Genomic DNA, 20,618 nt, shown 5'->3' on the forward strand with positions numbered 1-20,618 from the left:
GTCAGTTCTCTTCCTTTTTTCCGCGCAACAGCACGATCTGCAGCACTGCGAATACCGCGATGAGCACTGTCAGCAGGAGCGACAGGGCAGCACCGTATCCGTAGCGGCCACTGACGAAGGTTTCTTTGTAGACGAGGGTGGACAGCGTCTCTGTGGCGTTGAAGGGGCCGCCTGCGGTCATCGCCTGCACCTGGTCGAACACCCGGAGACCCTGAACAAGGATCAGGGTCGAAGCGACCACGATGGTGGGCCGCAGCAGCGGCAACACAATGTGGAAGAATCGGCGCCAAGCTCCCGCGCCGTCCACCGCTGATGCTTCTTCGAGCTCCATGGGAACGTTGGCCAGGCCGGCAAGGTAGAGCACCATCGTCAGTCCAATGTGCTGCCATACCATCACGATCAGGATCGTCCAGATCGCTGAGGAGGGGTCCCCCAACCAGGCGCGGGTCTGGTCCTCGAGCCCGACCGCCCGAAGCAGGTCGTTGAGCGGGCCCTGCGGCTGGAAGATGAACTTCCAGATGTAGGAGACCGCCAGCGGGCTCAGCACGACCGGCATAAAGAGCAGGGTGCGCAGCAAATGGCGGGACTTGAGCTGCCGGTTCAGAGCCACGGCGAACGCCATACCGATGACGTTGGTCAGAACGAGGAACCCGCCGGCGAGCAAGAGCGTGTTCCAGAGGGCCTGGCTTGCCTTGGGATTACGGAAAATATTGATGAAGTTGTCCAGGCCCACGAACTTGAAGGGTCCTATGCCGCGCCAATCCGTGAAGGCGTAAATCGATCCTGCGGCGATTCCCCCGTAGTGCATTCCGAGGACCAGGAGGACGGCGGGGGCTGCCCACCACCATACTGCGACGCGTCCCATGCGGGGACGGCGGGTTGCAGGCCGGGGCGCCTGCCCGGACCGATTCGTCGATCCGGGCAGGCCGCTGGCAGGGCCTTGCTTCTTGGTTATTTCTGGAGCAGACACGTGAAGTATTCCCTACTGCGTTGAAAGGAGTTGGTGCTTAGCCCCAGGCTGAGTCCATGGACTGCAGGACCTGGTCGATGGACGCCTGCCCAGTCAGCAGCCCCTGTACACCGACGCCGAGCGCGGTGTAGACGTCTCCGTTCGGCCAAAACAGGTTGGCCAGCGGCGCGTTCTTCTTGGGGTCAGTCAGGTACTCCTCAATTCGGGAATAGCGCTCATTGCTGACAGCTTCGCCGGACTGGACGCTGGCCAGGGACACGTTGCCGGTCAAGGATGCGAACTTGTTGAGCTGGTCCTTCTGCTCCCAGAACTTGAGGAAGGTCTTGGCTGCATCAACGTTCTTGCTGGCCGCGTTGATGCCGAGCGCGTTGGTGGGTGAAGCGAAAACGAATTCATCGGAGGCGGATTTCCCCGGGAATGCAGCGGTACCAAATTCCGCGTTGGGGTTGATGCTTGCCAGGTCCGCGGCTGAGCCGCCAGGGCCGAAGAAGGACAACGACTTTCCGGAGGACACTTCATTGAAGAGCGTGTCGAACGTGCCGCCCTCAGCCCCGTCCTGGAAGCATTCGTTCGTCTTCAAGTCGAGGATGGCCTGCAGCGTGTCCTTCCAACCCTGGGTGTCAGCGAAGCTCACCTTGCCATCAGTTCGTTTGGTGTTCCAGTCAGGGTCCTGCGCGTAGACGCGGGTCGCGGCCAATTGAAGGGCCATGATGCCCGTGTTGGGAGGTGTCGTTCCCGAGAGGGTGATCAGGCTGTTCTTACCGGCATCGCGCACGGTTTTGCACTGTTTGAGAACGTCGGCGAACGTCGTCGCCGGCTCCAAACCGAGCTCCTGGTACGCGGTTTCGTTGATGATAGACGGGATCGGTGCCACATCCAACGGGACTCCGACGAGCTGGTTGTCGACGTAGTAGATGTTCTTGGCGCTGTCGGGAACAGCTGCGGCAGCCCAATCTTCTCCGGAGAGGTCGACGAGCTGCCCGGCCTGTGCATACAGGCCAAGGGAGTTCGGGTTGCCCGTTCCGGGAGAACCATAGATCAGGTCAGGGGCGTTGCCGGCCTGCAGCTGGGTCTTAATCGTCTGCGCGTACTGCTCGTTCGGGTATTCCGTCAGCTCTACTTTGATGTCGTCGCTTTGCTTGTTGAATTCGTCGACAATCGTGCTGTACGGCTTGGTTTCGTTTGTCTGTGTCTGGACGGCGATTTTGAGGGTAACGGGCCCCCCGTTTGCTCCTGAGCCAGCGCTGCTACCTGAGGAGCAGCCGGTGAGAAGGATTGATCCGGCGACCGGAATGGCGGCGATGGCTGCGGCCTGCCGCCAAAACCGGCCCAAGGTTGGCTGTGTCATGAGAATGCCTTTCGAGACTTCGTTGTCACGGTCATCTGGGACCGAAGGGCCGGCTGAACTGAGCGGGCCGTCCAGATCAGCTTCCTGTGATGAGGACCACCGCGTCCATTGCCGAACAACGATAGGAAGTATCGATCGGGTCGATATGACTCAACTCAGCTGTTGGGCGGTTATCCTCAACTGGCTGCGGAGCCAGGTGTGGCCGGCGTCCGCGCCGCCTCGGGGCGACCAGATCATCAGTTCGTGAATGGAAGCGATGTGGACGGGTGGCTGGAGAATCTTGAAGTGGGCGTCCGGTAGGAGCAGATCCGCGAGCCTCCGCTGGATGATGGTGTACATGCGTGTCCCCGGCAGCAGGAAGGGCGCCACCACGAAGGATTGGGCAACCATGGATGTGTTGCGGGGAATATGGGCCTCGTCCAGGCGCTGGTCTGCCAGCGACGGCAGCGCCCCCTGGCTCGCGGCCAGGTAAGGCAACGTGCTTAGCTGATCGGCTGTCAGAGAATCGCCCACTTCCTTATTTCCGATATCCGTGGCACATACGAAGTCGTCTTCAAAAAGACGTTCCCGGTGGAACGGGGCGTTTATTGGGAGCAGCTCTGCGGGGTAGATCGCAAGGTCGACTAACCCTTGACGTAACTGCTCCAGAAACTCAGCTCCAATAGGTGACACCCGGACGCTCACCGTCGGCGCCACAACGGCAAGCCGTTCAATGAGTTTGCGCAACAGGACCAGCGAGACGTAGTCGCTCGTGACGATGGAGAAGACCCGCTGCGACCTCCCGGGATCAAACTCTGCCGTCGAATGAAGCAACTGTTCGACATCCCTGAGAGCTTGGGTAAGGGGCTCCTGAAGGGACTCGGCGAACGCCGTTTTGCGCAGTCCCCGGCCCGACCGCACAAGCAAGGGGTCCCGAAAGGATGTGCGCAACCGCGACAGCGTTGCGCTCATGGCAGGTTGGCCGATGTGCAGGCGCTCTGCGGCCCGGCTAACGCTTTCTTCCGCGAGCAGCGCGTCCAACGCGACCAGCAGGTTCATGTCAAAACTAGCGAGTTCCAAGGCCCGCTCCCTTCTATCGATCTGGTCGATGAATTGTATGCGTATTAGGGGGTCGATCAACCAAAGCGGAAACCATAGTCTGAAATCCGGACGAACAGTGGTCCACCCGGGACGGTGTCGTTCCGAGAAGCGACGAAGGAGTCAGCATGACGATCAACAAGGTCCTCATCGTGGGAGCCGGCATAGGCGGCCTGGCAGCAGCAGCGGCCCTGGGACAGCGCGGTGTTGAAGTCGACGTAGTAGAGATCCGTGAAACGGCCACCGTGCTGGGAGTAGGAATCAATCAGCCGGGCAACTCGCTGCGCGCCTTGCGCGAGCTGGGCGTCCTCGACGAGGTCCTGGCGGCCGGGTTCACCTTCGACGGCAACGACTACCGCGACGCCGACGACGAACGCATCGTGCTGGTGCCCTCGTCCCTGGGACAGGACGATGTGCCGGCGAATTGCGGCCTGACCCGAAAAGACCTGCACGCGATCCTGCTGAAGGCCGCCGAAAGCGCGGGGGCCACCATCCAATACGGAGCTGAAGTTGCCGATTTCAGTGAAGACGCTGATGGGGTGGACGCCACGTTCAGCAACGGAGAGAACGGCCGCTACGATCTCGTCGTTGCTTTCGACGGCATCCGCTCCCCCATGCGCCGCCGGGTCCTTGGCCAGGAACTAGTGCCCAGCTACACCGGAAGTGCAGTCTGGCGTAAGCAGGTCCCGCGTCCGGCAAGCGTTACTCGTACCATGCTTTGGCAGGGTGAGGGAGTCAAGGGCGGAGTCATTCCGCTGTCGGAAACCCACATGTACATGCTTCTGGTGACCGTCGAGCCGAGTGATGTCCGGCATCCGGAGCAGGACCTGGCCCCGCTGCTCAAACAGCGCCTGAGCGGGTTCAAGGGCTTGCTGGGAGACATCCGTGACTCGCTCGATGAAGATCCGGACGGAATCGTCTATAGCCCCCTCGTTGAAATGAATGTTCCACTCCCATGGCACCGGGGACGGGTCATCGTCCTGGGCGACGCCGTCCACGCCGCTGTCCCGCACCTGACACAGGGCGCTGCGATGGCTGTCGAGGACGCCGTCGTACTCGCCGATGAACTGCAGCGGGACCGGCCCCTCGAAGAATCCCTGCAGGTCATAGAACAGCTTCGCCACCCGCGCACCGAACTCGTGTTCCAGGCATCCCACGGCATTTTGGCCCAGGAGCAAACCATCACAGCCGAGACACTTCCGTTTGCCATTGATGGCATGCGGGCCCACCTTGCGGAACAGACCGCCCATGTGGAAGCCGTCTTGAACCAGCCGTTCCGCGCTTTACAACACCAGTAGAAAGAGCACCCAAGACCATGAACACCCCGCTGAGCCAGATCGCGTACCTTGAAATTGCGAGCCCGGACACTTCACTTTCCGCACGTTTCTACACCGAGAAGTTCGGAATGCGCATCGTCGACCAAATCGACGACACGTACTACCTCCGGTGCTGGGGAGACCACCACCGCTACAGCCTCGTCATCAGCCCCGGCGAAGACGCTGCTCTGAAGACCATGGCGTGGCGGACCACCAGCGCCGCTGCTTTGGACGAAGCCGTTGAACGCATCGAAGCCATGGGCGACGTCACAGGCCAGTGGTCGGACGCCGGCGTCAGCCACGGTCGTTCCTACAGCTTCAATGGCCCCCTCGGGCACAACATGACCCTGCTCTGGGATTTCGAAGTTTACGAGGCCGACGAAGAGCACCGGTCGGTCTTCCCCGACCGTCCCGAAAAGCGCAGCAGCCACGGCGCAGCCCCCCGGTTCCTGGACCACGTCACCATCGCCGCCACCGACGTAAAGCGTTTCGCCGAGTGGTACTCGAAGGCCCTCGGCTTCCGCATCATGGCGTTCACCGAACTGGAAGAAGCACCCATCACAGTGTTCGGTGTCCTCACGACCAACGAAAAGTCCCACGACCTGGGCATCGTGCTGGATACCTCCGACACAGCCGGGCGCGTGCACCACATCGCATTCTGGGTCGACCACCCCGAGGACCTGGTCCGTACTGCCGACCTGATGACCGAAAACGGCGTGCCTATCGAATACGGTCCCTCCATCCACGGCATCGGCGAACAGCACTACCTCTACTTCCGTGACCCCAGCACCCTGCGCGTGGAACTGAACTCCGGCGGCTACCGCAACTATGTTCCCGACTGGGAAGCCCGCACATGGAAGCCCTCACAGGGATCGAACAACTTCTTCCGCAACTGGAACATGCCCGACTCCATGATGGAAGCCTTCCCGGCCGCCGCGGGCAAGACGGCAACCGAACAGGGTGCCTCCCCCGAACTCACCGAAGAACTCCTCAACCCCTGGTCGACGACAACGGATGCCAAAGTGACCCACCGATGAAACTGATTGACCTGTCCATCTCCATGGACAACGAGATCCCGGCAGACCCGCCGTTCCAGCGGCTGAACATCGAGTACACCCACCACAAGGAAGGGGCCGAGGCCATCGCCGGCCTCTTCCCCGGGCTGGAGACGACCGACCTTCCGGACGCACTCGGCTGGGCCGTGGAGAAAGTGACCCTTTCGACGCACAACGGCACCCATGTCGACGCACCCTGGCACTATCACCCGACGATGAATGGCGGCGAACCTGCCGCCACCATCGATGAACTCCCGCTGGACTGGTTCTACCGTCCCGGCGTCAAACTCGATTTCCGCAGCATGCCCGACGGGTACGTCGTCACCGGCGAAGACCTGCAGCGCGAGCTCGACCGGATCGGCTACCAGCTCAAACCGTACGACATCGTCCTGATGAACACCGCCGCAGGAGCTGCTTACGGCGACGATGACTACATCAACCGTGGCTGCGGTTTCGGGCGTGAGGCCACGCTGTTCCTGACCGAACGCGGCATCCGCGTTGTCGGCACGGACGCCTGGAGCTGGGATGCACCCTTCAGCTTCACCGCTGCCCGATACGCCGAAACAAAGGACCCCTCGATCATCTGGGAAGGCCACAAAGCCGGAATGGAAGCGGGCTACTGCCAGATCGAAAAGCTGCACAACCTGGAGCAACTGCCAGCAACCGGCTTCACCGTGTCCTGCTTTCCCGCGAAGCTCAAGCGGGCTTCCGCGGGTTGGACCCGGGCTGTCGCCATTGTGGAGGAAACAGCATGAACCAGCACGACGAAAAACTGTTCAAGCTGCTCTTGGACGAACGGGAAATCTCCCGTCTGCTTATCAGGTTCTCCCGCTGCATCGACACAAAGAACTTTGAAAAGTACGCCGAACTGTACGCCGCAGATGGTGAGCTCCGCACCCCCTGGGGCGGACACAGCGGCCGTGAAGGCCTGGCCGAGCACGTCCGCCGCGACCTCGGCAAGTATGAGGGTCTGCACCATGTCAGCGCAGGCCACTCCATCGACGTCGACGGTGATACCGCCCAAGTACGCGCGACGCTGCTGGCCACCCACGTCACGAATGACACGGGCACCGAGTTCTGGAGCGTCGGAGGCCACTACGACATAAACCTCAAACGCATAGACGGTGCCTGGAAACTCCGGGTCGTGGAGATCCACCCAACTTGGCGGTTTGATACCTCCCCCACCACAGAACAGGAAGAATCACAATGAGCGTCATCCTGACAGTGGCAACCACAGGCCCGATTGCGACCAAAGCCGACAATCCAGCGTTGCCCACACAGCCCGAGGAGATCGCCAACGCGGTAGCCGCGGCCTACGAACGCGGCGCCGCCGTGGCCCACATCCACGTGCGCGACGCCCAGGACCGGCCCACCGCTGATCCGGCCATCGCCCGGCGGGTCATAGACCTGATCCAGGAACGTTGTCCCATCCTCATCCAGCTCTCCACAGGCGTTGGCCTGTCGGTGCCGTTTGAAGACAGGGCAGGGCTTGTCGAATTGCGGCCAGCCATGGCCACCCTGAACCCATGCTCCATGTCCTTCGGGGCAGCGGAGTTCCGTAACCCACCCAAAGATGTTGAGAACCTGGCCCGCCGGATGCAGGAACTGGACATCAAGCCCGAACTGGAAATTTACGACACAGGCCACTTGGAGGAGTGTCTGCGGTTACGTGACCGTGGGCTGATCAGCGGCCGCCCCCAGTTCAGCATCGTCCTCGGAGTGCGCGGCGGGATGGCCGCCACCGCCGAGAACCTTGTCACGATGGTCAACCGGCTCCCCAACGACGCAATCTGGCAGGTCATCGCCATCGGCAGGAAAAACCTTGAGCTGACGGCCATGGGCCTGGCCCTGGGTGGAAATGCACGCGCCGGGCTGGAAGACACCCTCCACGTGGGTCACCGGCAACTCGCGGACGGAAACAATCCCCTGATCGAACGCGCCGCAACCTTGGTCCGTGCACTGGACCGGGAGGTATCCACCGTCGAAGAAGCCACCGTCACGCTTCTCGAAAACCGCACCCCGGCGGAAGTCTGACCACCGCCACTTTCACCATCCGGCCCCAACCAACCTGTGGGACCGGGGCCCGGATGGTGAACAGGGGCACGGCCCACAGACCTCTGCAGTTCCACCTACCCGAAAGGACGGCGCCCATGACGTTCGCTGGCACCTTCATCGTCGAGGACTCGCTCCAGGCCGACGATCAGAAACTGAAATACAAGATCCGCCTGCCCTGGTACCGGAGCCTTCCGCTGTCCTCCGTCACCAACCTTGAGGTCGGACTCGACGGAGTCCCCGTCGACAGCAAAAACCTCCGAGTGGAACTGAACGGCAAGATTCTATCCCTGGAGGAATTCGAGCCGCTCTGGGACGAATACTGGTTCGTCCAGGACAACGCCACCATCCTCATTGAGGGACATCCCGCACTCGGCGACGCTGTCGAGGTTCGGACCCGGATCAACCTGCGCAGCCCGTACATCATGGTTGCCCCGGACCAGCCCCTGATCACCAACACTGACGTCACCACCACCTTCCCGGTGAAGGGAGCCAACTGATGGCCACCACCCAGCCCCCCCAGCAGCCAAAGCTCGGCTTGACCTTCTATTCCCTGACCAACGAATGGGTCAGCGGGAAGTACGATCTTGAGTCCCTCGTCAAGAGAGTCGCTGAGGCCGGCATCGGCCCAGGTGTGGAAATTGTCGGCTTCGCCACGATCCGCAGCTTCCCCGAAGTGTCCAGCGATTTCGTCAAATCCTGGCGTGATCTCCTGGACAAGTACGAGCTGGAGCCATCGTGCCTGGCAATCAACATCGACAGTGCCCTGCGACGGGACCGGATGCTGACCGAGGACGAGGCGGCAGACTATCTGCTCCGCCAGCTTGAATCCGCCCATAAGCTGGGGTTCCCAACGGTTCGGACCCAGATGGGCGCAACACCCGGAGTCATTGCCAAGGTCGTCCCCACTGCTGAGAAGTACGGGATCAAGATGGGCATGGAAATCCACGCACCTGAAGGCGCCGCCAGCCCGAGCGTTTTGCGCGTCCGCGAGGCCTACGAGAAGATCGGCTCGCCCGTGCTCGGATTCACTCCCGACTTCAGTTCAACCATGCACTCATTGCCGCCAGGGCAAATCGAAGCGTTCATCCGCGACGGCATGGCGCGCGAACTCGTTGCAGATCTGAACGCTGCGTGGCGCCTGGAAGGAACACCGCTGGACAGGTTCGAGTTCTTCGCCGAGGCAGCCGCCGCAAAAGGTTATCGCCGCAACTCAATCGCCCACGTCCAAATGGGCTTCAACATGTTCGGGCGGGAAGCTGTCGAATCCTGGCAGGACATCCTGCCCCAGGTCGTGCACGTACACAGCAAGTTCTACGAAATCGACGAAGCCGGAAACGAGCCTTCCATCGATGTCCCCCGCATCATGGAGCTCCTCGTAGACGGTGGCTACACCGGCTACGTCTCCAGCGAGTGGGAAGGCCACGTCTTCCGCGAGGCCAACGAGGTCGATCCGATCGAACTGATCCAACGACACCACCGCCTTGAACGCCGCGGCATCGAAGCGGCACTGCAAAAGCAGCAAAAACACCAGGTCTCCGCCTAGGAGACCACGTCGTCCAACGACTGAAACCAACCCGAAGGGCACCACCGTGTTTGAACCGTTCCCCGGAAACTATGTCTGGAACCTGTCAACCAATATCGCGCTAAATACCGGAGCGCAACTCAACGAAGTACTGGATGCGATCCGTCCTGTCATCGAGCGGGCATCCGAGGGGGACGACGCCACCGAGGCTTACCTTGAGGCCTACGAGCGGCTCGGCGATCGAATCGCCGAACTCGCCGACGAAGACCTGCTCGCCGGAAACGCCTTGTCAGCCTCGGACAAATACGAGCGTGCCGCCGTTTACTACCTCACCGGTGAACGCATGCAGCGGATCGGCTACGCACCACGCGAACGGGTTTACGACAAGATGCTCAGTTCCTTCGATGCGTTCCTCGCCCACACCGACGCCCCGGCCGAACGTGTGGAAATCCCCTTCGGCGACACAGCATTCCCAGGCATCTTCTACCGCTCACCGCTGGCCGGGGACCGCTCCCCCGTTATCGTGCATGTCAACGGTCTGGACTCGACCAAGGAAATGATCTATGGCGCACCGCTACGGAACGAACTTGCCCGGCGCGGAATCTCGATGCTCATGGTCGATCACCCGGGTACCGGGGAAGCCCTCCGCCTGCGCGGCTTGACCGCCCAAGTGGAAAGCGAAGCATGGGGCGGGGCGTGCGTTGACTACCTTGAGTCACGCCGTGACGTTGATCCGGAACGGATTGGAATCGTAGGCTGGTCCCTGGGCGGGTACTACGCGCCGCGCGCCGCAGCCTTCGAGAAACGCTTCAAACTGTGCGCATGCTGGGGAGCCAACTATAACTGGGGCGAACTGCAGCGCAGGCGGGCCGAACGCGAAGGTGAAAACCCTGTACCCCACTATTGGGAGCACGTCCAGTGGGTCTGGGGCAAAGGCTCCTTCGAGGACTTCATGAAGTTCGCACCGGCTGTGACACTCGAGGGCGTCGTATCCGAAATCACGGTTCCATTCCTCGTCACCCATGGCTCCGGGGACCGGCAGATCCCGCTCGAATACGCCTACGCCCAGTATGAGGGGGCCGTGAAAAGCCCTGACCGTGAGCTGAAGATCCTCACGGAACGCGAAGGCGGCATAGAGCACGTCGGCGGGGACAACATGCTGGCTGCCTCCTCGATCATCGCTGACTGGGTCGCCGCCCGGCTATGACAACGAAAACACAGCCGAAGATCAGTTTCCCATGACAGTCCCCGTAGGGGTGATCGGTTACGGGATGAGCGGGCGACGTTTTCATGTTCCCCTCATTAAGGCGACGAAGGGTCTGACGCTGTGCGCCATCATGACCCGGACCCCAGACGCCGCAGCTCAAGCAAAGGCAGAGCATCCGGAGGTCACGGTTGTTTCAAACATCGATGAGCTCCAGGCTTCCGGGGCTGTGCTCGGCGTAGTCGCAACCCCGGACGCAACCCATTCAACGCTGGCGGCGGTCCTCATTGAGCGTGGACTCGGCGTCGTCGTCGACAAACCCTTGGCGACGTCGGCCGCTGCCGGGCGACGGTTGGTAGACGCAGCAGCGGCCGCAGGGGTCCTGCTTACCTCCTTCCAGAACCGCCGGTGGGACTCCGATTACCGGACGGTTCTGAAGGTCATCAACAGCGGGGTCCTCGGAGACATCACCCGGGTCGAATCGAGCTTGGCCCGCTGGTTCGTGCCGGATGCCTCCACCTGGCGGGGAAGACCAACCGATGGGGTGCTGGCAGGAAGCCTCGGCGGCTTTGGCAGCCACCTGGTGGACCAGATGATTGCCGCGTTCGGCCGGGTCGAGCACGTCTACGGCGAGGTTGCTGCACGGCACCGGCAGTCCCTTGTCAACGATGATGTCTTTCTCGCCCTCCGCCACGCCAGTGGAGTTAGCAGCCACCTGATCATGGGCACTGCCCTGAGCGGTGAACGCCCGCGTTTCATGCTCCAAGGCACGCGGGGATCCTTCACCAAATTCGGCTTTGACGGTCAGCAGGAGTCCCTCATGCAGGGCAGGGATCCGCTGAGTAAGAATTGGGGCCAGGAGGCGAAAGACTGTTGGGGCCACCTGACCATTGACGGGAAGAGGACCCTGCTTCCCTCCGAGCACGGTGATTGGCGTCAATTCTATGTAGGGTTGGTCGGCGCCCTTGAAGGGGATCATTCGCTCCTCGTGGATCCGAGCGAAGTCGTCCATTCGCTGGAAGTCCTGGAAGCGGGGGCCTTGTCCGAGCGAACCCGTCAAGTCGTGAGCGTCTGAGTCCCGGCGCCTCCTCTACACCAGTCCGACCAGCCACCGCTTATCCCCTGCCATTGAACGCCCTTGCACTGACCGCATACCCGGCCGCCTTCAAAGTTCGGGGCGCGCGCCTTCGAGCTACAACAAACCCTTGTTCCAGGAGGACCGATGACTCCGACCCCGAACACCTTGGCAGCCCCGGATTGGGCTGTCACCATGTTCTCCTTCACTAATGAGCTCATACGAGGAGAGCGAACCCCTCTGCAGCTCGTCGAAGCACTGCTCGATGCACAGGTCACCGACCAGATTGAAATTGATGCTCCGCAGCACTTTGTCAGCTACCCCCGCATCAATGCCACAGAAGCCTCGGAATTGCGCCGACTCATGGAACGCCGTCAGGCCCGCTTGAGCATATTAGGGATATACAACGATGCAGGCAGCAGAAAAGACTACCGTTTCACGCTCGACCAAGCAGAGGCGTATTTGGCGGATCAGATCCGTGCAGCCTCGGAAATGGGCTTCAGGGCCACCCGCATCATGTTCGGCGTGGACGCCCCCCTCCTGAAACGGATCGCAGTTCATGCCGAAAGCTACGGCTTACCGGTCCTGCAGGAGGTCCAGGGCGTGATCAGGCCAGATTCGCCCGAATTTGTACGGCAAATTGAAACCCTCGATCAAATCGGTAGCGACAAACTCGGATTCGTTTTCGACCTCAGCGCCTGCATGGCGGGCCTTCCCGTGACCTACCTTGAAAGTCTTCGCCGTGAGGGTATCCCCACAAACGTCGTCACCTACCTGGAACAGGCATGGCACACGGAACCGGCAGCACGAGTACAGGAACGCCTGGAGCGTCTGACAGCAGATCTGAACCTCAACGCGGCCACCATGGCACGCCTTGGGATGCCTTTTGGCAGGTTCGGGCATTCCCAGGTCAGCGACTGGCGGGAACACCTCGGCCGATTCAGCGCCATTCATCTGAAGTACTGGGACTTGTTCGATGAAGACCATCGGGTCTCCAAGCCCATAGCCGACTTACGGCGTGAGTTCGGAGCGATTAACTATAAAGGGATTGTCACAAGCGAATGGGGCGGCCACGAATGGTCCAGCCCTGAAGACGGTACCCCAATCGAAATGTCCCTAGGGCATCGTGCCCTGTACGACGCATCTCTGTTCGCCACGGACTAGTTTCTCCCTGTAATCCTGCCGGCCACTTCCAGTGCTGGGCCACTTTGTCCCGTCTACAAAATTTGGGGAGGAGTCCGAGTTCGTCTCCTTTGCCATGCACCTGACCGAAGGACTGCCAATGTCGCCATCATCAGTTCCTTAGGAACCTTAGGAGCCTTAGGCAGCAACGGCCTCGACCTTCTGCGCCACGTTGGCTGCACCCAACGTGACACCGGCAGTTTCGCTTGACGGAATCTCCATTATCGGCGTTCCAAAGGAACCTAGGTGTACTGCGCCATCAGGTTGGTGACACCCGGGTGAGGGGTGTGGTTCCGATGCCTGTGTGGATTCGTTCAGTGTTGTAGTGCTGGAGCCAGGGCGCAAGTGCTGTTTGGCGGTGGGTGCTGCTGGTGAGTCCCGGCCCCCAAGGCCGACGTCCTCGTCACCGTCCCGGTGTTCGCCCTGCTCGGCCTCACCAACGAAACCGCCCACCTGGACGGTTACGGGCCCATCCCCGCCTCCATGGCAAGAAAACTCATCACCAACGGCGCCAGCTCCTTCCACCGGGTCCTCGTTGACCCTCGCGACGGTGCCCCGCTGGAAATCGGCCGCACCAGCTACCGGCTCACCCAGGCCATGAAAAAGACCCTGCAGCTCAGGGATGGCAGATGCATCTTCCCCGGCTGCAACAACCCCTCCCCCGACAACGAAACAGACCACCTCCACGCGTGGGAACACGGCGGCACCACCGGCATCACCAACCTCGCCCAACTCTGCCCCAAACACCACCACCTCAAACACAACAGCCACTGGGAACCCACCCCCGCCAGCCACGCCGAACCACCCGGCTGGACCTCACCCACCGGCCGCCACTACACAGCCGAACACCCCGACCGGGAACCACCACACTGGCCACCCGGACTCCTCCCCACAAACGAAACACCCGGCTTCGTGGAAGCGGAACCACCGCCCTGGCTCCTCGACGACAACCTCGAAGACCCCCACGACTTCCCACCCGACCACCCCATCTGGGACGACTTCTACGCCACGCCCCCGAACCTGCCCCAGGACCCGCTCAAAGAATGGGAGTGGAACCTGGCGCCCGTCTAAGAGGGCCGGAGCACACTCCGGGTTCAGGGTACAAACCGGCCCAACGGGACATCTACGCCGCCGAACACTCAATCGGCTCCGGGAAGGTTCACTTCCACGAGGCCGCCGGTGACACGGGTTTCGAACCGGGGCTGCCGGGAGGTGGCCGGACCTGCCTGTACCTCGCCCGATCGCAGGGAGAAGGTGCTGCCGTGCCAAGGACACACCACACAAGGTTCGCCACCACCGGCACCATCGGCACCACCGCCACCGCTGCCTGAGCCATGCGCCGGGCTGCCCGCTGCCAGGCTGCCGCCCTTGAGCTTGCCCTCGTGCAGTGGGCCGGAGAGGTGGCTGCAGACGTCGGACAGGACACTCACCGACTCCGACTCGCGGAACACCAGCAGCGGAATCCCTGCCACAACGCGCTGGTGGAGCTTCCCGTCCGGCAGGTCCTCCAACGGCCCGAGGGGCTGCCACCCACTCGGGAACCGGTGCGGGACATCCTCGGTGTGGTTTGCGCCGGCAGCCTGCCGGTAGCTGAGGTGCCCGCCCAGGAAGCCGCCAAAGCTGACCACTCCCAGGCCCAGATAAGCCAGCGCCTTGCCCGCATCCTGCCGCCCCCGGGTACGCGCCACCAACGACGCCGTGTAGAGGCCCACAGCGGTGATGTTGGCTGTCGCATGGACCAATCCCACGCGCTGCTGCTGGGGGTGCAGCTGCGACCAATCCATAAACCCGGCCACGGCGGACGGCACAGCGGAGGCGCTTCCCACGCCGATCAGCACAGCGGATGCCTTGCCGTTCCCAGGAAGCGCATCGAGGACCGCAGCAGAAATCCAGGCACCCAGCGGCACCTGCACGGCCAGTGGATGAACCGGGTGACCGATGGGGACTCCGTGCAGGACGTCCCGGGCCCACTGCGGTCGGATGGTGCGTTTGACCAGCTTTCGGACCTTCTTGGCCAGGGGATCCAGCCAGTCGGCATCCTCCAGCCGGGTAACAAGCTCAAGTGCAGGCAGCGGTTTCATGTGTCTCCCTTACCCCGTTCGTCGGTGCCCAGTCGAACCAGTGAAGCCGAACCAGTGCAGTCGAAAGTCCGCACCCGAAACAGTGCTCCGAAACAGTGCTCCGAATCGGTGCTCCGAAACTGCGCAGTCGGCACTCTCCACTCGATGCCGGTCAGCCTAGCCGCTGGCGGACGGGAGGCACAGGGCCAGCGGTCCAGCCGCGGCAAGGGAGCAGGTCAGCGCAGCGGCGACCCCAGCACCGTGAACTGGTTCCCGCCCATCTCACCGGAGAGCATGGGCATCGCCTCGGCGATGGCTGCCCGGACACTGTCGAGCTGCAGCGAGGACTTGTGCGCCGCTGGCGATTCCCACAGTTCGCACACGAACACCGTGTCCGGGGCCTCGTCATTTACACCCACCTCGTACAGCAGGCAACCGGCTTCCTTCAGCCCCGGCATGGGCCGAAGAAGGATGGATACAACGGTGTCACGATGGCCGGGCTTGGTCCCGAGGCTTCCCACATTCGCAAAGGTCATGGGGACAGTGTGCAGCACGGGAGCCACACAATCGTGAACCTACCGCGTGGCCGCCGTGGGTGAGGTTTCGACGGCGGGCCCCGCGGCAACGCCGGACGGCACCTTGGTGCCGATCACCTCGCCGGCCGCGTCCGACGTCGGGACTTCAGCGCCGGCAGAGCCCTCGACGGCGGCCTTGCCCTCACCATCGCCAGCGCCCTCACCGGCAAAGGCGCGGACCATGGCCTCCCGGTCGAACTGGCCTTCCCACTTGGCCACAACGAACGTGGCCACACAGTTCCCCAACAGGTTTACTACTACGCGCATGGAGTCCATAAGCCGGTCGGCACCAAGGAGGAGTGCAACGCCCGCCACGGGGAAGATCCCCAACGCAGCCGCCGTCGCGGAGAGCGCCAGGAAGGCGGAACCCGGCACCCCGGCCATACCCTTCGACGTCAACATCAGCACTCCCAGGGCAGCCAACTGCTGGCCAATATCCAGGTTGTGGCCGAAAGCCTGTGCCAGGAACAGCAGCGAAATGGACAGGTACAGCGCGGCGCCGTCCAGGTTGAAGGAGTATCCGGTGGGGACCACCAGACCGGTGGTGGCACGGGAGCAGCCGGCATTCGTCAGCTTGGTCATGATGCGCGGCAACACCGATTCGGTAGAGGCGGTGCCCAGAGCGAGGAGGAATTCCTCCCGCGTGTACTTCATGAACTGCCAGAGCGGCACCCGCGGATACGCCCAGGCCACCACAAACAGCAGCCCGATGAACACCAGGGCGGCACCATAGCAGGCAGCGATCAGCAGGGCATACGTCCCCAGCGATTCCAACCCGTACTGGCCAATGATGAAGGCCATGGCACCGAACGCACCCACCGGGGCCACCCGCATTACCCACGCCATGATCTTGAAAAACAGTTCCAGGACCGTGTCCATCAGCGTGATCACCGGGAGGCAACGGTCGCGTCCCACGACGACGATTGCCGCACCGAAGAACACCGCGAAGCACAACACCTGCAGGAGGCTGTTGCTGGCAAAGGCCCCCACCACGCTGGTGGGGATGATCCCGAGGAGGAAAGCACCGGCATCCTTGGGCGGCGCAGTGGTGGTTTTTGCGTTCAGGGCGTCCTGGGAGAGCGACGCCGGATCGACGTTCAGTCCGGCGCCTGGCTGGACCAGGTTCCCCACCACCAGTCCGAACACCAGGGCGAAGAGCGTGGCCCCGGTGAAGTACACCAGGGCTTTGATTCCCACCCGGCCCACGGCCTTGACGTCGCTGACCGCAGCGATGCCGGTGACAATCACCAGGAAAATCAGGGGCGCGATGATCATTTTGATGAGCTGGATGAACCCGTCCCCGAGCGGCCGGAGCGCCGCGCCGGCGTCGGGCCAGAAGTGGCCGATCAGTATCCCGGCCAGCACCGCCACCAGAATCTGGAAGAAGAGGGATCTGTAGACGGGTCTCCTTTTCGTCGCGGGGTCCGGTTGCGGGGAGGGTGCTGCAGTGACGGTGACATTCATGCCAGTGCCTGTTCGTTGAAGGACGGACGGCACGCTGGATGCCGCAAGGTCAGGAGCAACGCTAGGAAAAACATGTTTCCGGAAAGATAAATCCGTAATGCGGAACTATTAAGTCGATCGAAAACTATGTCCTGGGGACCTGCGTCCACCTGGGCGACTTTGACGAGATGGCCATGATGGCGCGCCAGATGCTGGCAGCCACCCGCGGACCGGACGGTGGAGCAGGACCCCTCGCTGCGCTGGCGGTGGCCGTTGGCCTGGCCGGAACGGCGCGCTCCAAGTACGCCGGAGGCTCCGGGACAGAGCCACAGGCAAGGCGACCCTCGCTGCCGGGGAATAGCTCAGATCAGCGCGTGCAGACCGAAGCTGCGGGGCCTGCCGAAGGAGGCGGCACCGAGGAACTCGACGGCGACGAACGGGTCATCGCCCACCACCCACTCATCATGCCCGGGAGGAAGCGCATAGGTATCGTTGGCATGGATGGTTGACCTCCCGCCGTCGACCGTTTCAATCTCCAACTGCCCGGAGATGCAGTAGCCGAGATGGTGGTGCTCACAGGAGGCAGTCAACTCGGCGGGCTTGGCGGACACCGACCATCGCCAGCCGGGCGCCAGGATTAACCGCGCCACCGAGTAGTCATCAACCGTGACAAGGTCGAACTCCGCCTTGTCCGGGCAGCGCTTTCTGTCTGGATCATCGAAGGACTTGACTGCCAACGCTCGGATGAAATTTGCGCTCATATGGACACAGCCTGTTGATCAATATGCGGACGCCTGGCTGCGAACCAGACGATGGGTTCGGGTACCGACAAGCGGCTAAGAATAGTTGAGACCATCAGCCGTATGCGCCCCTGCCTCCGGCGCACACGCGTTCACCAGACGTTGCTGGCGTATCTCTAACCGTAGCCCTACGGCCCCCGAAGTCAATGGCGAAAACCCGCCGGTAATAGGTAGTTTGGGCCCTAGCGCCCGGGCGAACAGCAGGCGCAGGATTGAACTATCGGATCCCACATCAGCATGGATCCGGATTGTCACGCCCCCGTCCAACCGGGGGTGCGCTGATCGAAAAATGGGACTGGCAGGCTGCGGGCCGCCACACTGATCAACTGCGACGATACTCAGCCCGTCGGCCTCAGGCTGCCAAAAATGGGAAACCGCACCCTCAGAAAATGGTGAATCGCATCCTTACAGGAGCAAAAAAATGTCCACCCCGACAATGAAAACCCGTTCAACCAGGTCAAGGATCGCCCTGGTTCCGCTCCTCTCATTGGGTCTCCTCGTGGGTTCCGTGGCAGTCGCTGCCCCGGCCCAGGCATATGACGAGTCCATCAGAGGCTGTACCGTCACACCCTTGAAGCCGACCGACGAGCGAGGCAACTGGGTCAACTTCAAGATCAGTGTGAAATGTGAAGACGGAAAGAGGACCGTGCACATCAGGCAGGTACGCTTCGAGGCTGACCGCGGCCGCGATACATTCCTGGGCGACAGCTACTTCGTGCGCCACCTCGACCGCCACGACCGCTACAAGGTCATAGACAGCCTCGACCAGGTCAAGAAGAACCTCGACCGGCACGGCAGCGAAGAGGTTTATCACAAGATCTCGTTCGCCGTTGAGAATGACAATGGCCGTCTGTCCCGCTGGTCTGAATGGAAGACAAGCGAGGTCCTGAGGAACGTTAACGTGCACTACTAGGCGCTCACCAGCGTTCGCCCGGAAGAGCCAGGGGTACACACCCCTGGCTCTTCTTGTTCCCCAGCCACCTGTTCCGCAGCCACCCGCCGCTCGTTTGCCAGCGGCCTCGACCGTTCCCCTTGACTCCTGCCCCGCACCTTCCCTACACTTTTCATAAAGCAGAATCTAAATTCCACAAAGCGGAAACGGTAGTAAACCGGGAAGCAGGGGAAGATAGATCAAAGCCCTCCTTGGAAGGACCTACGATGACGTACACAGTGAACTGCTCTATCCTCCTCACGGAGCTGCCCCTGCTGGAGCGCCCGGCCGCAGCCAAGGCAGCAGGCTTTGACGCCGTCGAGTTCTGGTGGCCCTTTGAGGCCTCCGTTCCGGCCGACTCCGAGATCACGAAGTTCGAGAATGCCATCAAGGACGCCGGCGTTCAGCTCACAGGCCTGAACTTCAATGCCGGCAACATGCCCGGCGGTGACCGCGGCCTGGTCTCTTGGACGGGACGGGAGTCCGAGTTCAAGGACAACATCGACGTCGTCGCCGGCATCGGGGAGCGCCTGGGCTGCAAGGCCTTCAACGCCCTCTACGGCAACCGGCAGGACGGCTCCACCCCTGAAGAGCAGGACGAACTGGCAGCCCGGAACCTGGCCGCAGCAGCTGAAGGCGTTGCCCGGATCGGCGGCACGGTCCTCCTGGAACCCGTCAGCGGCGCACCCAAGTACCCGCTCCTCACCGCCGACGACGCACTCAAGGTTATCGCCCGCGTGAAGGCGGAGGCAGGCGTCGGGAACATCAAACTCCTCGCGGACTTCTACCACCTGTCCATCAACGGCGACGACGTCGAGTCCGTCATCGGGAACCATGCCAAGGACTTCGGCCACATCCAGATCGCCGACAACCCTGGCCGCGGCGCCCCCGGCACCGGCACCCTCCCGCTTGGCGAATGGATCGCCCGGAGCCGCGAACTCGGCTACGAGGGCTACATCGGCCTCGAATACAAGGAACCGCAGGAAACGGCCTTCAGCTGGGCCATCCGCGAACACGCTTCCCGCTGACCGGTGGTTGAGCCCGTCGAAATCCGCTCAACCACCGGCACCACCACCAGACTTAGAAAGAGAACCATCATGAGCAACGTTGCAGTTATCGGACTCGGAATCATGGGCCTGCCCATGGCCATCAACCTGGTCAAGGCCGGCCACACCGTCACCGGCTTCAACCGCAGCCAGGACAAGATCGACAAGCTCGTCTCCGAAGGCGGCAAGGGCGCCACCAGCATCGCTGATGCCGTGAAGGATGCCGACGTCGTCATCACCATGGTGCCGGACTCCCCCGACGTCGAGGGCGTCGTCAGTGGCCCCGACGGCGTCTTCGCCAACGCGAAGCAGGGCACTTTGTGGATCGATGCCTCCAGCATCCGCCCCGACGTCGCCAAGCGCCTCTCTGACGACGCCCGCGAAGCCGGCATCCGCCCCCTCGACGCACCGGTCTCCGGCGGCGAACAGGGCGCCATCGACGCCGTCCTTTCCATCATGGTGGGCGGCGACAAAGACGACTTCGAAGTAGCCTCGGACGTCCTGAACGCCGTCGGCAAAACCATCGTCCACGTCGGCCCCTCCGGTTCCGGCCAGACCGTCAAGGCAGCCAACCAGCTGATCGTCGCCGTCAACATCGAAGTCCTGGGCGAGGCCATCGCCTTCCTCGAGGCGTACGGCGTGGACACCGACGCCGCCCTCAAGGTCCTCGGCGGCGGCCTGGCCGGCTCCAAGGTCCTGGACCAAAAGGGCCAGAAGATGCTCGACCGCAACTTCGACCCCGGCTTCCGCCTCGCCCTGCACCACAAGGACCTGGGCATCGTCACCTCCGCCGCCCGCGAAGCCAACGTCGCCGTCCCCCTCGGCGCCGTCGTCGCACAACTCGTCGCCGCCACCGTCAACCAGGGCGACGGCGGCCTGGACCACTCCGGACTCTTCAAGCAGGTCCTCCAGCTCAGCGGCAGGAAATAGACACCAGCGCCCAAGGCGCCCAAGAAACA

The 20,618-nt window shown here is 62.3% G+C and carries 20 protein-coding genes and 2 pseudogenes; 14 read left to right on the forward strand and 8 right to left on the reverse strand.

Annotated features, from left to right (window positions below; genetic code table 11):
• Position 1 precedes the first annotated feature (1 nt).
• The 3 genes from BACI348_RS19470 to BACI348_RS19480 form a co-directional block, all read right to left on the reverse strand.
• Positions 2 to 865, reverse strand: coding sequence for a carbohydrate ABC transporter permease (locus BACI348_RS19470; protein WP_201298464.1), 864 nt, complete (start codon positions 863 to 865; stop codon positions 2 to 4).
• 142 nt (positions 866 to 1,007) lie between these two features.
• Positions 1,008 to 2,318: an ABC transporter substrate-binding protein gene (locus tag BACI348_RS19475; RefSeq protein ID WP_159829337.1), complete on the reverse strand. Its 1,311-nt coding sequence runs from the start codon at positions 2,316 to 2,318 to the stop codon at positions 1,008 to 1,010.
• Positions 2,319 to 2,468: 150 nt separating this feature from the next.
• Entirely contained in the window at positions 2,469 to 3,377 is a 909-nt protein-coding gene (locus BACI348_RS19480; RefSeq protein ID WP_236557650.1) for a LysR family transcriptional regulator, read from the reverse strand.
• Positions 3,378 to 3,523: 146 nt separating this feature from the next.
• Here BACI348_RS19480 and BACI348_RS19485 point away from each other — a divergent pair, with 146 nt between their 5' ends.
• The 10 genes from BACI348_RS19485 (at position 3,524) to BACI348_RS19530 (ending at position 12,786) form a co-directional block, all read left to right on the forward strand.
• Entirely contained in the window at positions 3,524 to 4,693 is a 1,170-nt protein-coding gene (locus tag BACI348_RS19485; protein WP_159829339.1) for an FAD-dependent monooxygenase, read from the forward strand.
• A gap of 17 nt (positions 4,694 to 4,710) precedes the next feature.
• Positions 4,711 to 5,748 (forward strand): VOC family protein, encoded by a 1,038-nt coding sequence (locus BACI348_RS19490; protein ID WP_159829340.1) that lies wholly within the window; start codon positions 4,711 to 4,713, stop codon positions 5,746 to 5,748.
• Complete coding sequence (locus BACI348_RS19495) at positions 5,745 to 6,521, forward strand: cyclase family protein (RefSeq protein WP_159829341.1); 777 nt, start codon at positions 5,745 to 5,747, stop codon at positions 6,519 to 6,521. The genes BACI348_RS19490 and BACI348_RS19495 overlap by 4 nt, the downstream gene beginning before the upstream one ends.
• Positions 6,518 to 6,976 carry a nuclear transport factor 2 family protein gene (locus BACI348_RS19500; RefSeq protein ID WP_159829342.1) on the forward strand — a complete coding sequence of 153 codons (459 nt, stop codon included), beginning with the start codon at positions 6,518 to 6,520 and terminating at the stop codon, positions 6,974 to 6,976. Before BACI348_RS19495 ends, BACI348_RS19500 begins: the two co-directional genes overlap by 4 nt.
• Positions 6,973 to 7,800, forward strand: a complete 828-nt coding sequence (locus BACI348_RS19505) for a beta-keto acid cleavage family enzyme (RefSeq protein ID WP_159829343.1) — start codon at positions 6,973 to 6,975, stop codon at positions 7,798 to 7,800. The genes BACI348_RS19500 and BACI348_RS19505 overlap by 4 nt, the downstream gene beginning before the upstream one ends.
• A 116-nt stretch (positions 7,801 to 7,916) precedes the next feature.
• On the forward strand, positions 7,917 to 8,318 hold the full coding sequence (locus BACI348_RS19510; protein WP_159829344.1) for a C-glycoside deglycosidase beta subunit domain-containing protein: 402 nt from the start codon (positions 7,917 to 7,919) through the stop codon (positions 8,316 to 8,318).
• Positions 8,318 to 9,364 (forward strand): sugar phosphate isomerase/epimerase family protein, encoded by a 1,047-nt coding sequence (locus BACI348_RS19515; protein WP_159829345.1) that lies wholly within the window; start codon positions 8,318 to 8,320, stop codon positions 9,362 to 9,364. The genes BACI348_RS19510 and BACI348_RS19515 overlap by 1 nt, the downstream gene beginning before the upstream one ends.
• Before the next feature lie 46 nt (positions 9,365 to 9,410).
• The gene (locus BACI348_RS19520; protein WP_159829346.1) at positions 9,411 to 10,550 is read left to right on the forward strand and encodes an alpha/beta hydrolase family protein; all 1,140 of its coding nucleotides are present in this window, start codon (positions 9,411 to 9,413) and stop codon (positions 10,548 to 10,550) included.
• A 49-nt stretch (positions 10,551 to 10,599) separates the two neighbouring features.
• On the forward strand, positions 10,600 to 11,622 hold the full coding sequence (locus BACI348_RS19525; protein WP_159829347.1) for a Gfo/Idh/MocA family protein: 1,023 nt from the start codon (positions 10,600 to 10,602) through the stop codon (positions 11,620 to 11,622).
• 147 nt (positions 11,623 to 11,769) lie between these two features.
• On the forward strand, positions 11,770 to 12,786 hold the full coding sequence (locus tag BACI348_RS19530; protein ID WP_159829348.1) for an IolE/MocC family protein: 1,017 nt from the start codon (positions 11,770 to 11,772) through the stop codon (positions 12,784 to 12,786).
• 277 nt (positions 12,787 to 13,063) lie between these two features.
• Here BACI348_RS19530 and BACI348_RS20855 read toward each other — a convergent pair.
• Positions 13,064 to 13,177 (reverse strand): annotated as a pseudogene (locus tag BACI348_RS20855) (IS481 family transposase); the annotation flags it as partial.
• A gap of 2 nt (positions 13,178 to 13,179) precedes the next feature.
• Between BACI348_RS20855 and BACI348_RS19535 the strand changes: the two are divergent.
• A pseudogene (locus BACI348_RS19535) lies at positions 13,180 to 13,875 on the forward strand (HNH endonuclease signature motif containing protein); the annotation flags it as partial.
• Positions 13,876 to 13,943: 68 nt separating this feature from the next.
• Here BACI348_RS19535 and BACI348_RS19540 read toward each other — a convergent pair.
• From BACI348_RS19540 to BACI348_RS19555, 4 genes are all read right to left on the reverse strand, one after another.
• Entirely contained in the window at positions 13,944 to 14,885 is a 942-nt protein-coding gene (locus BACI348_RS19540; RefSeq protein ID WP_159829349.1) for a Rieske (2Fe-2S) protein, read from the reverse strand.
• Positions 14,886 to 15,100: 215 nt separating this feature from the next.
• Entirely contained in the window at positions 15,101 to 15,400 is a 300-nt protein-coding gene (locus tag BACI348_RS19545) for a putative quinol monooxygenase (RefSeq protein WP_159829350.1), read from the reverse strand.
• Between the two features lie 39 nt (positions 15,401 to 15,439).
• Positions 15,440 to 16,903: a cation:dicarboxylate symporter family transporter gene (locus BACI348_RS19550; protein WP_159829351.1), complete on the reverse strand. Its 1,464-nt coding sequence runs from the start codon at positions 16,901 to 16,903 to the stop codon at positions 15,440 to 15,442.
• A 341-nt stretch (positions 16,904 to 17,244) separates the two neighbouring features.
• Positions 17,245 to 17,643, reverse strand: coding sequence for a cupin domain-containing protein (locus BACI348_RS19555; protein WP_159829352.1), 399 nt, complete (start codon positions 17,641 to 17,643; stop codon positions 17,245 to 17,247).
• A gap of 460 nt (positions 17,644 to 18,103) precedes the next feature.
• Here BACI348_RS19555 and BACI348_RS19560 point away from each other — a divergent pair, with 460 nt between their 5' ends.
• The 3 genes from BACI348_RS19560 to BACI348_RS19570 all read left to right on the forward strand — a co-directional run bounded on the left by BACI348_RS19560 (position 18,104) and on the right by BACI348_RS19570 (position 20,589).
• Positions 18,104 to 18,595 carry a hypothetical protein gene (locus BACI348_RS19560; RefSeq protein ID WP_159829353.1) on the forward strand — a complete coding sequence of 164 codons (492 nt, stop codon included), beginning with the start codon at positions 18,104 to 18,106 and terminating at the stop codon, positions 18,593 to 18,595.
• A gap of 245 nt (positions 18,596 to 18,840) precedes the next feature.
• Positions 18,841 to 19,641 (forward strand): hydroxypyruvate isomerase family protein, encoded by an 801-nt coding sequence (locus BACI348_RS19565; RefSeq protein ID WP_159829354.1) that lies wholly within the window; start codon positions 18,841 to 18,843, stop codon positions 19,639 to 19,641.
• A gap of 69 nt (positions 19,642 to 19,710) precedes the next feature.
• Positions 19,711 to 20,589, forward strand: a complete 879-nt coding sequence (locus BACI348_RS19570) for a 2-hydroxy-3-oxopropionate reductase (protein ID WP_159829355.1) — start codon at positions 19,711 to 19,713, stop codon at positions 20,587 to 20,589.
• Positions 20,590 to 20,618 lie beyond the last annotated feature (29 nt).

This window comes from Arthrobacter sp. 9AX, from assembly GCF_902506095.1.
Taxonomy (GTDB): Bacteria; Actinomycetota; Actinomycetes; order Actinomycetales; family Micrococcaceae; genus Arthrobacter.